The following is a 12,639-nucleotide window of genomic DNA, read 5'->3' as shown; positions in this document are numbered from 1 at the left end:
GTTATTCGTCGTCGTCGAAGTTGTAGCTGCCCGGGGCGAGGTTTTCGAAGCGAGTGTACTTGCCGATGAACGCCAGGCGGATAAAGCCGATGGGGCCGTTCCGCTGTTTGCCGATGATGATTTCGGCAATGCCTTTGTGCTCGGTCTCGGGGTGATACACCTCGTCGCGATACACAAACATGATGACGTCGGCGTCCTGCTCGATCGCTCCGGATTCCCGCAAGTCGGAGTTCACCGGACGCTTGTTGGGACGCTGTTCCAGGGAGCGGTTGAGCTGGGACAACGCCACCACCGGGCAGTTGAATTCCTTGGCCAGGGCCTTGAGGGACCGGGAAATCTCGGAAATCTCGTTGGTGCGGTTGTCGCCGCTGGAGCCGGGAATCTGCATCAATTGCAGGTAGTCGATCATGATCAGCGCGATGTCGCCGTGCTCACGCACCAGGCGGCGGGTACGTGCGCGCATCTCCGACGGGCTGATGCCCGCGGTGTCATCGATGAACAACTTGCGATCGTTGAGCAGGTTGACCGCCGAGGTCAGGCGCGGCCAGTCGTCGTCTTCCAGGCGACCGGCACGGACCTTGGTCTGGTCGATACGGCCCAGGGACGAGAGCATCCGCATGATCAGCGATTCACCTGGCATCTCCAGGGAGTAAACCAATACGGTCTTGTCGCTGCGCAACACGGCGTTTTCCACCAGGTTCATCGCAAAGGTGGTTTTACCCATGGATGGACGGCCGGCGACGATGATCAGGTCGGCCGGTTGCAGGCCGCTGGTCTTCTCGTCGAGGTCGGTGTAGCCGGTGGAAATACCGGTGATGGCGTTGTCGGTGTTGAACAGCGTGTCGATACGGTCGATGGCCTTGGTCAACAGCTCGTTGACGCCCACCGGGCCGCCAGTCTTCGGGCGTGCTTCGGCGATCTGGAAGATCTGGCGTTCGGCTTCGTCGAGGATCTCGGCGGCGGTGCGGCCTTCGGGGTTGAAGGCGCTGTCGGCGATTTCGGTGCTGATGCCGATCAACTGGCGCAGGGTGGCGCGCTCGCGGACGATCTGCGCATACGCCTTGATGTTGGCGACGGACGGCGTATTTTTTGCCAGCTCACCGAGGTAGCCCAGACCGCCGACTTGGGAGGTCTGGCCTTCCTTGTCCAGCTGTTCGGCCAGGGTCACCACGTCGATCGGCGAGTTCTGGTCGGCCAGCTTGGCGATGGCACGGAAGATCAGGCGGTGGTCATGGCGATAGAAATCACCGTCCGAGACTTGATCCAGCACGCGCTCCCAGGCGTTGTTGTCCAGCATCAAGCCACCGAGCACGGCCTGTTCGGCCTCGATGGAATGCGGCGGCACCTTCAGGGCAGCGGTTTGCAGATCGTATTGCTCAGGAGCTGAAATATCGTTCATGGCCACTTGGAATTTGGGGTGTGTAGAAAAACAAAAGGCACGACCTGTAAACAGGATCGTGCCCGATGTTAACCGGCTGACACCGTAGGTGCCAGTCAGTTAGGTGCGACTTAAGCTGCTACCACGACAACGCGTACGGTGGCTTCAACTTCGGCGTGCAGGTGCACGGCTACGTCGAATTCGCCTACGTTGCGGATGGTGCCGTTCGGCAGACGAACTTCGCTCTTCTGCACTTCAACGCCGGAGGCGGTCAGTGCATCAGCGATGTCGTGGGTGCCGATCGAACCGAACAGCTTGCCTTCGTCACCGGCGGTGGCAGTGATAGTCACTTCCAGCTCAGCCAGTTGGGCAGCGCGAGTTTCGGCCGAAGCTTTCTTGTCTGCTGCTGCTTTTTCCAGCTCAGCACGACGCTCTTCAAACGCAGCCAGGTTGGCAGCGGTTGCAGCGGTGGCTTTGCCGTATGGCAGCAGGTAGTTACGACCGTAGCCGGCCTTAACGTTCACTTTGTCGCCCAGGTTGCCCAGGTTGGCGACTTTTTCCAGAAGGATCAGTTGCATGTGAAAATCCTCTAACTTTTAACCTTCACCGTTCGCGTTGTCGGCGTCTTTCGGCGCCAGACGACCGCGAAAATCAATCAGGCCGTCGACAATGGCCAAGACCACGAGTAACGGATAGATCAGCTGCATGAACAGCAACAGCGTGACGTACAACCCCACCAGCCAGAATTTGGCCAGGCGCTTTCGCGCAACCAGCCCATGAATCAGGGCCAATCCGGCAAACACCAGCGGTACGCTGCAAATCGGCGCCAACACGGCCATCTGTGGACCGAAATTCGGCCCGACAACCATGCACGCCAGCAGCAACATCGCCGGCCCCGCTGGGATTCTGATACTGCGAAATTCGCGACCAAAACCACCCGGGTTGTACAACAACGCCTGCCAATAGCGCCCAACAATCAGGCTCAGCACGCTGACGACCTGCAACAATGCCGCAATCAGGCCGGTCAGGACCGGGGCAATCAGTGACGCAAACCGCGCTCGCTCATCTACCGACAATTGCTGGTAGAGATCCCCGAGGGCCATCGGCAGGATCTTGACGATCTCTTGCGACAGCGCTTCGATTTGCGGGCGGAAAGCCGCGCCAAGCATCACTGAGTACACCAACCCCAATGCCACGCTGACCAGCAGCGTGCGGACCCAGGACTCACTTGCGCGCAGAACCAACGCAAGGCTCGATGACCCCAGCAGTACCAGAAGTACCCGTGGATCACCCAATTGCACCCACCAGATCAAGGCAGGCAACAATCCCAGGGCAAGAACGCCAAGGGCGTCCTTCAAACCGCGCCGCAGCAGCACAAGGCAACCAGCGGCAGCACCCAACCAATAAAGCAACGGCAATGCCGCACATCCAGCCACTACCAGAGTGGCCTGCACACGACCGCGCATGATGAACTCAGCTAAGGCGCGCATGCATTCAATCCCTTACTACTTGTCGACTGCCCGGTCTCAGCGGCCGTGGCTGTCGGTGTAGGCCAGCAGGGCCAGGAAGCGGGCGCGCTTGATAGCGGTGGCCAGCTGACGCTGATAACGAGCTTTGGTACCGGTGATACGGCTTGGAACGATTTTGCCGGTCTCGGATACGTAGGCTTTCAGAGTGTTGAGATCTTTGTAATCGATCTCCTTCACTTCTTCAGCGGTGAAGCGGCAGAATTTACGACGACGGAAGAAACGTGCCATTTGATAGGCTCCTTAAAAGGTCCGTGGATTACTCGTCAGCGTTGTCGCTGTTGTCGCTGTCATCACTATCAGCGCTTTCAGCGCCTTCGTGCTCAGGACGGTCGCGACGCTCACGGCGCTCACTGCGGTTTTCTTCAGCCTTGAGCATCTCGGATTGGCCGGTAACGGCTTCTTCGCGACGGATGACCAGGTTACGGATCACTGCATCGTTGTAGCGGAAGTTGTCTTCCAGCTCGGCCAGGGCCTTGCCAGTGCACTCAACGTTCAGCATCACGTAGTGAGCCTTGTGAACATTGTTGATTGCGTAGGCCAGTTGACGACGGCCCCAATCTTCCAGACGGTGGATTTTGCCGCCGTCTTCTTCGATCAGCTTGGTGTAACGCTCAACCATGCCGCCGACTTGCTCGCTTTGATCCGGGTGGACCAAAAAGATGATTTCGTAATGACGCATGAATGCTCCTTACGGGTTGTAGCCTGCCGCTCAAAAACGGTCAGACAAGGAGTGAATGACACTTATGGATCTTGCCGAAGGGGGACACATCGGTGCCCGCCAGGAAGGCAAGGGGCGCAATTGTAGAGAAGGGGGATCAAGGGTGCAAGGTGATTGGTGATTATTTGAACAATCACTCTCCCATGCTAAACACAAAACCAATGTGGGAGCGGGCTTGCTCGCGAAAGCGGTGTATCAGTCACCAAAAATGTTGACTGAAGTACCGTATTCGCGAGCAAGCCCGCTCCCACATTTTGACTTGCGCCAGACCCGATTACTTCTTCGGCTTGGCCTTGGCCTTGGCGCCGCGCTGGCGCTGGGCCTCGAACAGGCACACCCCGGTCGCAACCGAGACGTTCAAGCTGCTGACGCTACCGGCCATCGGCAGGTGCACCAGATAATCGCAGTGCTCACGGGTCAGGCGACGCATGCCCTTGCCTTCGGCGCCCATGATCAGGATGGTCGGGCCGGTGAGGTCCTGGTCATAAATGCTGACCTCCGCCTCCCCTGCCGTGCCCACGACCCACAAGCCGCGCTGCTGGAGTTTCTCCAGAGTGCGCGCCAGGTTGGTCACGGCCACCAGCGGAATCACTTCCGCTGCACCGCAGGCAACCTTGCGCACAACCGGCGTCAGGGTGGCCGACTTGTCTTTGGGCACGATCACCGCGAGTGCGCCGGCAGCATCTGCCGAACGCAGGCAGGCGCCGAGGTTGTGCGGGTCGGTCACGCCGTCCAGCACCAGCAACAGCGGCGCACCTTCGGTACGGTCGAGCAGCTCGTCGAGCATCGCCTCGCCCCAGACCTGGCTCGGGCTTACGTCTGCAACCACGCCCTGGTGAACGCCTTCGACCCACACGTCCATTTCACGACGCTCGGCTTGACCGATGGCAACCTTGTTTTGGTTCGCCAGCTCAACCAGCGCCTGAACGCGCGGCTCGCTGCGACCTTCTGCCAACCACACTTGCTTGACGCGCTTCGGGTGGTGACGCAGCAGTGCTTCCACGGCGTGTACGCCGTAGATTTTTTCCAGACTCATGACTTGGCCTTAGGTTTGCGCGACCCGCTGCTTTTGGCAGGGGCCGAGCCCGCTTTCGGCGGGCCTTTACGGTGTTTACTCGGCTTGCTCGACGGTTTTTCCGCCCCGTGGGACTTTCCCCCAGACGCCGCTTTACCACCGCTTTTGGCTTCGTTGAGCAACTGCTGCTTCAACTCACGACTCTTGCGCAGCTCGGCATTTTTCGCCGCGGCGTCGCTTGGGCGGTAAGCCTCGGGGGCTTTTTCCTTGGCCGCAGAGCGACGACCAGCCTTGGCCGGCTCAGGCTCAGGCGCTGCTTTGGCAGGGGCACCCTTGCCTTTGCTTGCCGGAGCAGTGGGTGTGCTGCCACGCTTCTTACGGCTACCCGGCGACTCGGCTGGCTTGTCGGACATACCAAAGTCGATCTTGCGCTCGTCGAGATCGACGCGCATGACCTGCACTTCCACGGTGTCGCCCAGACGGAAGCTGCGACCGGTGCGCTCGCCCGCCAGGCGGTGATGCACAGGATCGAAGTGGTAGTAGTCACCCGGCAAGGCGGTAACGTGTACCAGGCCTTCGACGTAGATGTCGGTCAGCTCCACAAACAGGCCAAAGCCGGTGACGGCGGTGATCACACCTGGGAACGACTCGCCTACGCGATCCTTCATGAACTCGCACTTGAGCCAGTTCACCACGTCACGGGTGGCTTCGTCGGCGCGGCGCTCGCTCATGGAGCACTGCTCGCCCAACTGTTCCAGGGCCGCTTCGTCGTACGGATAGATCCGTGCCTTCGGAATGGTCATGGCACCGGCGCGCTTGACGTGCGGGGTGTTCTGCTTGGAATGGATCACGCTGCGGATCGCGCGGTGCGTGAGCAAGTCCGGGTAACGACGGATCGGCGAAGTGAAGTGCGTGTACGCTTCGTAATTCAGGCCGAAGTGGCCCTGGTTATCGGCGCTGTACACCGCCTGGCTCAGGGAGCGCAGCATGACGGTCTGGATCACGTGGTAATCCGGACGATCCTTGATGCTCGCCAGCAGAGCCTGGTAGTCCTTCGGCGTCGGGCCGTCCTTGCCTTTGTGCAGGGACAGGCCGAGCTCGCCGAGGAACGCGCGCAGCTTCTCCAGACGCTCCGGCGGCGGGCCGTCGTGCACGCGATACAGCGCAGGAATTTCGTGCTTCTGCAGGAATTCGGCAGTGGCCACGTTGGCCGCCAGCATGCATTCCTCGATCAGCTTGTGGGCATCGTTACGCGTGGTCGGGGTAATCGCGGCGATCTTGCGTTCGGAACCGAAGACAATCCGGGTTTCCTGGGTTTCAAAATCGATCGCGCCACGGGTATGACGGGCGCCCAGCAACACTTTGTACAGCGAATAAAGCTGCTTGAGGTGCGGCACTACGCCAGCGTATTCAGTACGCAGGGCCTTGGCTTCGCTGGTCTTCGGCGTTTCCAGGATGGTGCTGACCTTGTTGTAGGTCAGACGCGCCTGGGAGTGGATGACCGCTTCATAGAACTGGTAGTCGGTCATTTCGCCGGTTTTCGAGATAGTCATCTCGCACACCATGGCCAAACGGTCGACTTTCGGGTTCAGGGAGCACAGGCCGTTGGACAGCTGCTCAGGCAGCATCGGAATCACGCGCTCAGGGAAATACACCGAGTTGCCGCGCACCTGGGCTTCGTTGTCCAGGGCCGAACCGATCTTCACATAGCTGGACACGTCGGCAATCGCGACGAACAACTTCCAGCCGCCGGAAAACAGACGCAGCTTGCCCGGCTTGGCTTCGCAGTAGACCGCATCGTCGAAGTCGCGGGCATCTTCGCCGTCGATGGTGACGAACGGCAGATGGCGCAGGTCGATGCGTTTTTCTTTGTCTTTTTCTTCCACTTCCGGCTTGAGCTTGGCGGCTTCTTTCAGCACAGCCTCAGGCCAGACGTGAGGAATATCGTAGGTGCGCAGCGCAACGTCGATTTCCATGCCCGGCGCCATGTAGTTGCCGACCACTTCAACAATATCGCCCTGTGGCTGGAACCGTGCGGTTGGCCAGTGGGTGATCTTCACCTCGACGAACTGACCGACCTTGGCGGCGCCATTGCGACCCGGGGTGATCAGCACTTCCTGCTGGACCTTCGGGTTATCCGGCACGACAAAGCCGATGCCGCCTTCTTCGAAGTAACGGCCAACGATGGACTCGTGGGCACGGGACACCACTTCGACGATCACGCCTTCACGGCGACCACGACGATCGAGGCCAGACACGCGCGCCAGCGCACGGTCGCCATCGAACACCAGACGCATTTGCGCCGGGCTCATGAACAGGTCGTCGCTGCCGTCGTCCGGGATCAGGAAGCCGAAGCCGTCACGGTGGCCGGCGATGCGGCCCAGGATCAGGTCAAGCTTATCCACAGGTGCATAAGTGCCACGGCGGGTGTAGATCAGTTGTGCGTCGCGCTCCATGGCACGCAAGCGGCGGCGCAGGGCTTCGAGCTGGTCTTCGGTGGTCAGACCGAATTCTTCAACCAACTGCTCGCGGCTAGCAGGCGAACCCCGATCGGCGAGATGCGCCAGGATCAGTTCGCGGCTAGGAATAGGGTTTTCATATTTTTCCGCTTCACGAGCGGCCTCGGGATCGAGGGACTGCCAATCGGCCATTAGAGAGTTTTCACCTTGTCTATATGCGGGTTAGTTTGGCATACGCGTATTGAAACGGGAAATTTCAGGCATCAACAAGCGTTTAAAAGCCTTTTGATGCCCTTTCCAGGCACCTTGCACGACCACTGGAGAAATATTCCAGGTTTTTTTCATGGCAGGGGTTTACAGCTCAAAAGCCCCTCCGTATAGTGCGCGCCATCGACGACGGCAACGTTGCTTGATAATGCCCAGGTGGTGAAATTGGTAGACACGCCAGCTTCAGGTGCTGGTGACCTTACGGTCGTGGAAGTTCGAGTCTTCTCCTGGGCACCAAATTCAGATCAAACCCGCGAAAGCGGGTTTTTTCGTTTCAGGCCTTTGATTTTTAACGCAAATCCCGATTTATTTTTTTGAATCAGGGGTTTACAGATCTAAAAGCCCGCCGTATAGTTCGCCCCATCAACAGCGGCAACGTTGCTTGATAATGCCCAGGTGGTGAAATTGGTAGACACGCCAGCTTCAGGTGCTGGTGATCGCAAGGTCGTGGAAGTTCGAGTCTTCTCCTGGGCACCAAATTCAGATCAAACCCGCGAAAGCGGGTTTTTTCGTTTCCGGGGTTTGAAAACCCCAACTTGAAAAGTTGCATACCTATTCCCCCCTCGCCCGCACTTGAGAAGTTTTATCGTTTATCCTTGCAATGATTTGTTGCACTCAAGCGAGGAAACCTCCGGATGATGATCCGCGATACCCGTCTCAAGACATCCCTTCTGCGTGGCCTGACCATCACTCTGCTCGGCCTGACCCTGCTCTCGCCCGCCGCTTATTCTGCCGACAAGGTCTCCCTGACCCTGTACAACGGTCAGCACAAGGAAGTCGGCGATGAACTCGCCAAGGCCTTCGAAGCCAAGACCGGCATTCACGTCAACGTGCGCAAAGGCAGCAGCAACCAGTTGGCCAGCCAGGTCGTCGAAGAAGGCGCGCGCTCCCCGGCCGATGTGATCTACACCGAAGAGTCGCCGCCGCTGAACAAACTCGGCGAGCAAGGCATGCTGGCCAAGATCGACGCCGCCACCCTCGATGTCTTGCCCAAGGACTATGTCGGCGCCAATGGCGACTGGATGGGCGTGACCGCGCGCACCCGCGTCGTGGCCTTCAACCCGAAACTGATCGCCGAAAAAGACCTGCCCAAGTCGGTGCTGGATTTCGCCGGCCCCGAGTGGCAAGGCAAGGTCGGCTTCGTGCCCACCAGCGGCGCGTTCCAGGAACAGGCCGTGGCGATCATCAAGCTGCACGGACGTGACGCCGCCGAAGAATGGCTGACCGGCCTGCGCGCATTCGGCAAGGTGTACAGCAACAACATGGTCGCCCTCAAAGCCGTGGAGAATGGCGAAGTGGCCACCGTGCTGGTGAACAACTACTACTGGTTTGCCCTGAAAAAGGAAAAAACCAACCTGGATTCGCAACTGCATTACTTCACGGATGGCGACGTTGGCGGGCTGATCACCGTGTCGTCCGCTGCTGCGCTGAAATCCAGCAAGCATCCCAAGGAAGCCCAGCAACTGCTGGCGTTCATGGCCAGTGAAGAAGGCCAGCGCGTGATCACCAACACCTCGGCCGAATACCCGCTGCGCAAGGGCATGGAATCCAGCCGCGGCCTCAAGCCTTTCAGCGAGTTGCAACCGCCGAAAGTCACCCCCGCCGACCTGGGCAACGCCGAAGAAGCCCTGGACCTGGAACGTGACGTTGGCTTGAACTGATGAACCCATCGCTCTGCGCCCCCGCCCTACGCGGGGGGTTAAGCCCGCGGCGCAAGCGGCCGTCGATCTGGCTGCTGTTGCCCGTGCTGTTTCTGGTGGGCTTGAGCCTGCTGCCGCTGGTGTATGTCGGGCTCAAGGCCTGGCAGGCGGGCTGGGCCGAGGCCGTGCACCTGCTGTGGCGCCCGTATGTATTCGGCCTGCTGCGCAACACCCTCGCGCTGATGGTCGGCGTGACGGTGACGTGCGCCGTGGTCGGGCTGTCCCTGGCGTGGCTGCTGGAACGCAGCAACCTGAGCGGTCGGCGTATCTGGGGCGTGATCCTGTGCCTGCCGTTTGCGGTACCGGCGTTCGTCAGCAGCTTTACCTGGGTGTCGTTGAGTGCCAACTTCGAAGGCCTCGGCGGCGCGATCCTGGTGATGAGCCTGTCGAAATACCCGCTGGTCTTCCTGCCGGTGGCGGCGACCCTGCGAAACCTCGACCCGTCCCTGGAAGAGTCCGCACGCACTCTGGGGCTGAACCGTTGGGGCGTGTTCTGGCGCGTCACCCTGCCCTTGCTGTGGCCGTCGCTGCTGGCCGGGGCGTTGTTGATCGCGCTGCATATGCTGGTGGAATTCGGCGCGCTGTCGATCATCGGCCTGCAAACATTCACCACCGCGATCTACCAGCAATTCGAGCTGGAATTCAGTAACGCCAACGCCGCGATGCTCTCGGCGGTATTGCTGGTGATGTGCCTGACATTGCTGTGGCTGGAGCTGCGTGTACGCGGCAAGGGCCGACACGTGCGCATCGGCCAGGGCGCGGCGCGACATGCCGGGCAGGTGCGATTGGGCAAGTGGGCACCGCTGGGGCAACTCTATTGCCTGGCACTGGCGATCATCGGCAGCGGCATTCCGTTGGGCATGCTTGGTTACTGGCTAGCGGTAGGTTCATCGGCAGCGTTTCCGGTGGCCGCGATCAGTGAGGCGCTGCTGTCCTCGCTGGCGCTGTCCCTCGGCGGCGCAGCGTTGTGCCTGGTGCTGGCGGTGCCGGTAGGCTTGCTGGTGGTGCGTTATAAAGGCCAGTTGGCGATCTGGGCCGAGCGCTTGCCCTACCTGCTGCACGCCCTGCCCGGCCTGGTGATTGCGTTGACGCTGGTGTATTTCGCACTGCATTACGTGCCGGCGCTGTATCAGACGTCGGCGCTGTTGCTGATTGCGTATGCGTTGCTGTTTTTGCCTTTGGCTCAAGCACCGATCCGTACGGCGTTGAACAAGGCCGCTCCGCAATTGGAAGAGGCTGCACGCACCTTGGGCGCGTCGTCGTTCAGCGCGTTTTGCCGGGTGACCTTGCCGATCATCTTTCCTGCATTGGGTGCGGCGTTCGCACTGGTATTTCTGGATGCCATGAAGGAATTGACGGCGACCTTGCTGCTCAGCCCGACCGGGTTGAATACCCTGGCGACGGCGGTGTGGGCGCACACTTCGAATGTGGAATTTGCAGCGGCGGCGCCGTATGCGGCGCTGCTGATTCTGGTGTCGGGGTTGCCGGTTTATCTGCTGACGACTCGGATGTATCTGAGCCGCTGATACCGCTATCGCAGGCAAGCCAGCCTCCCACATTTGACGGTATTCACAAATCAAAATGTGGGAGCTGGCTTGCCTGCGATGAGGCCGGAGCTGACGACCTTCAAGCCCGAAACTGCCCCAGGCTGGCCTTCAACTGCGCCGCCAACCCATCCAGCACCTTGCCACTGGCGGTCGTCTCCACCACCGCCTGCGCCGCCCGCTCGGCCTGGGCATGGATCACCTCGACCCGCCCACGCACCGCCTGCGCGCCTTGCGCCTGATGCTCCGCCGCACGCGTCGCCAAACCAATAGCCGCATGCACTTGCTCCACCGAAGCCTGTACGGTCTGCTGCAAGCGCACGCTGTCGCGCAGCACCAGCAAGCCTTCATTGGCCTGACGCCCGGCCTTGCCGATGGTTTCCACCGCTTCACGCGCGCCCTGCTGCAACGCGACGATATGCGCCTGAATGTCGCCGGTAGAGCTCTGGGTCTTGCTGGCCAATGCCCGCACTTCGTCCGCCACCACCGCAAAGCCGCGCCCGGTTTCGCCGGCACGTGCCGCCTCGATGGCGGCGTTGAGCGCCAACAGGTTGGTTTGCTCGGCAATGCCATGGATCACCGTCAACACCACCTCAATCTGCTCACTCTGCTGGGCCAGGCGCTCGATCACCTTGGAACCGGCCTGCACCTGCCCCGCCAGCGCTTCGATCAGGCTGCCGACTTCCGTCGAGGTGCGTGAGTTTTCATCCGTGGCCTGGCGAATGTCCACCACCTGCTGCAAGGCGGCCTGCATGGCATGGCTTTCGGCCTGGGCCTCGTCAGCCATTTGTGACAGCGCCCGCAGGCTCTCGGCCACCTCATCGCGTTGCAAACCGGCAGCGGCGTCGGCGCCAGCGTTGCGCAGGGTCATCGCGCCGATTTCCACGCCGGTGCGTTGGGCCACATCGCCGGCTTCACGCACGATGGGTTGCAACTTATCCACAAAGCGATTGACCGCCGAAGCCATGTCGCCGATTTCATCCTTGCTGCTGATTTGCACACGTTTGGTGAGGTCGCCCTCGCCCGCGGCCAGGTCATCCATTGCGGCAATCAACAGCTTCAGGCGATTGACCACACGGCGCCCGAGCACGATGGCGATCAGCAGCAGGACACCCAGACCGACCAGCGCGAGCCCCATGCCGATGCGCCAGCGCAGCCTGCCGGCGGCCTCCTGTACGGCGCTGGTGGTGTTGGCGGTCATCTGGGTGGCGGTGGCTTGTGCCGATTGCAGGCGTGCGCCCATGGCGGCAGCGCTGTCAGCGGCGGCGCCTTTGAGGCTGTCACCAACCAGTTGATCACCGCTGGCAATCAGGGTGGCGAAACGCTTATCCAGGGCTTGCAGGTCGGCCTCGACCGAAGCCGTCGAAACGCCCATCAGAACCTTGCCGATTTCCACGCCGTTGGGGCTTATGGAGGCCTCGACGTAGTACACCGACGGATCGTTCTTCGCCGCATTCAACACTTTGTCGAGTGCACGGTCACCCTGGCCTTTTTCCAGCAACGCCTTGTTGATCGGGTTTTCCCGGTTCAAGTAGCGCGTCAGGTGCTCACCCGCCGCGTCGTCGTAGACCACGAACAGCACGTTGGGATTGCGCTGGGCGCGCCGGGCGAACTCGGACAAGGTCGGCACATCGCTGTCCCACATGGCGCGTGGCGCCACCGAGGCCAGTAGTTGCGCCATATCGTTGGCGGAGTCTTTCAGGTCTTTTTCCAGGGTCGCACGCAGTTGCTTCTGTTCTTCCTGCAAGCGCGTCGAAAGTCCGGCGGTCAGACGCTGACGGGTACTGGTCGACAAGCTGTCGAGGCTGGACGTGACTTCCTTGCCGGCTTGCGCCAACTCGCCAGACAGTTTCTGGCTGTCGATCCCCAGGCGATTACCCAAATCCGCTTCCAATGCAGTCACCGTGCTCCGCGTCAGAGCGACGGCCACCAGCACTTGCACCAAAAGGGCGATACCTAGGGTAACGAACACGGGCCGCAACAGACGACTTTGTAACAATGAGAGAACGGCAGACATCGGGAATCCCTC

At 60.6% G+C, this 12,639-nt stretch carries 10 protein-coding genes and 2 tRNA genes; 4 read left to right on the top strand and 8 right to left on the bottom strand.

Going from position 1 to position 12,639, the window contains the following annotated elements; translation table 11 throughout:
* Position 1: 1 nt before the first annotated feature.
* The 7 genes from dnaB to rnr all read right to left on the bottom strand — a co-directional run bounded on the left by dnaB (position 2) and on the right by rnr (position 7,291).
* Positions 2-1,399, bottom strand: a complete 1,398-nt coding sequence (dnaB, locus tag AC3ISR_RS02680; RefSeq protein ID WP_192300266.1) for a replicative DNA helicase — start codon at positions 1,397-1,399, stop codon at positions 2-4.
* 110 nt (positions 1,400-1,509) lie between these two features.
* On the bottom strand, positions 1,510-1,956 hold the full coding sequence (gene rplI, locus AC3ISR_RS02675; protein ID WP_003171376.1) for a 50S ribosomal protein L9: 447 nt from the start codon (positions 1,954-1,956) through the stop codon (positions 1,510-1,512).
* Between the two features lie 18 nt (positions 1,957-1,974).
* Positions 1,975-2,868, bottom strand: a complete 894-nt coding sequence (locus tag AC3ISR_RS02670) for a YybS family protein (protein WP_192300267.1) — start codon at positions 2,866-2,868, stop codon at positions 1,975-1,977.
* Between the two features lie 36 nt (positions 2,869-2,904).
* The gene (gene rpsR, locus AC3ISR_RS02665; RefSeq protein ID WP_003171373.1) at positions 2,905-3,135 is read right to left on the bottom strand and encodes a 30S ribosomal protein S18; all 231 of its coding nucleotides are present in this window, start codon (positions 3,133-3,135) and stop codon (positions 2,905-2,907) included.
* A gap of 28 nt (positions 3,136-3,163) precedes the next feature.
* Positions 3,164-3,586, bottom strand: coding sequence for a 30S ribosomal protein S6 (gene rpsF / locus AC3ISR_RS02660; protein ID WP_003217491.1), 423 nt, complete (start codon positions 3,584-3,586; stop codon positions 3,164-3,166).
* A 313-nt stretch (positions 3,587-3,899) separates the two neighbouring features.
* On the bottom strand, positions 3,900-4,661 hold the full coding sequence (rlmB, locus tag AC3ISR_RS02655) for a 23S rRNA (guanosine(2251)-2'-O)-methyltransferase RlmB (RefSeq protein ID WP_192300268.1): 762 nt from the start codon (positions 4,659-4,661) through the stop codon (positions 3,900-3,902).
* Positions 4,658-7,291, bottom strand: a complete 2,634-nt coding sequence (gene rnr / locus AC3ISR_RS02650) for a ribonuclease R (protein ID WP_192300269.1) — start codon at positions 7,289-7,291, stop codon at positions 4,658-4,660. Before rnr ends, rlmB begins: the two co-directional genes overlap by 4 nt.
* Positions 7,292-7,516: 225 nt before the next feature.
* Between rnr and AC3ISR_RS02645 the strand changes: the two genes are divergently transcribed.
* From AC3ISR_RS02645 to AC3ISR_RS02630, 4 genes are all read left to right on the top strand, one after another.
* Positions 7,517-7,603 (top strand) — tRNA-Leu (locus AC3ISR_RS02645).
* A 153-nt stretch (positions 7,604-7,756) separates the two neighbouring features.
* Positions 7,757-7,843 (top strand) — tRNA-Leu (locus AC3ISR_RS02640).
* A gap of 158 nt (positions 7,844-8,001) precedes the next feature.
* Positions 8,002-9,027 (top strand): extracellular solute-binding protein, encoded by a 1,026-nt coding sequence (locus tag AC3ISR_RS02635; protein WP_192300270.1) that lies wholly within the window; start codon positions 8,002-8,004, stop codon positions 9,025-9,027.
* Positions 9,027-10,592: an ABC transporter permease gene (locus AC3ISR_RS02630; protein ID WP_192300271.1), complete on the top strand. Its 1,566-nt coding sequence runs from the start codon at positions 9,027-9,029 to the stop codon at positions 10,590-10,592. Before AC3ISR_RS02635 ends, AC3ISR_RS02630 begins: the two co-directional genes overlap by 1 nt.
* A 100-nt stretch (positions 10,593-10,692) precedes the next feature.
* On the opposite strand, the gene AC3ISR_RS02625 is transcribed toward AC3ISR_RS02630, so the two are convergent.
* On the bottom strand, positions 10,693-12,627 hold the full coding sequence (locus tag AC3ISR_RS02625) for a methyl-accepting chemotaxis protein (protein ID WP_489324565.1): 1,935 nt from the start codon (positions 12,625-12,627) through the stop codon (positions 10,693-10,695).
* Positions 12,628-12,639: the final 12 nt, after the last annotated feature.

It is taken from the genome of Pseudomonas sp. GL_117 (assembly GCF_057835125.1).
The sequence above is the reverse complement of the archived record's forward strand: the minus strand, read 5'-3'. Positions and strand labels throughout refer to the sequence as shown.

What these genes read in the sequence shown, in the direction of transcription:
- dnaB (WP_192300266.1), bottom strand. Translation starts at nt 1,399, where the DNA reads ATGAACGATATTTCAGCTCCTGAGCAATACGATCTGCAAACCGCTGCC.
- rplI (WP_003171376.1), bottom strand. Translation starts at nt 1,956, where the DNA reads ATGCAACTGATCCTTCTGGAAAAAGTCGCCAACCTGGGCAACCTGGGC.
- AC3ISR_RS02670 (WP_192300267.1), bottom strand. Translation starts at nt 2,868, where the DNA reads ATGCGCGCCTTAGCTGAGTTCATCATGCGCGGTCGTGTGCAGGCCACT.
- rpsR (WP_003171373.1), bottom strand. Translation starts at nt 3,135, where the DNA reads ATGGCACGTTTCTTCCGTCGTCGTAAATTCTGCCGCTTCACCGCTGAA.
- rpsF (WP_003217491.1), bottom strand. Translation starts at nt 3,586, where the DNA reads ATGCGTCATTACGAAATCATCTTTTTGGTCCACCCGGATCAAAGCGAG.
- rlmB (WP_192300268.1), bottom strand. Translation starts at nt 4,661, where the DNA reads ATGAGTCTGGAAAAAATCTACGGCGTACACGCCGTGGAAGCACTGCTG.
- rnr (WP_192300269.1), bottom strand. Translation starts at nt 7,291, where the DNA reads ATGGCCGATTGGCAGTCCCTCGATCCCGAGGCCGCTCGTGAAGCGGAA.
- AC3ISR_RS02635 (WP_192300270.1), top strand. Translation starts at nt 8,002, where the DNA reads ATGATGATCCGCGATACCCGTCTCAAGACATCCCTTCTGCGTGGCCTG.
- AC3ISR_RS02630 (WP_192300271.1), top strand. Translation starts at nt 9,027, where the DNA reads ATGAACCCATCGCTCTGCGCCCCCGCCCTACGCGGGGGGTTAAGCCCG.
- AC3ISR_RS02625 (WP_489324565.1), bottom strand. Translation starts at nt 12,627, where the DNA reads ATGTCTGCCGTTCTCTCATTGTTACAAAGTCGTCTGTTGCGGCCCGTG.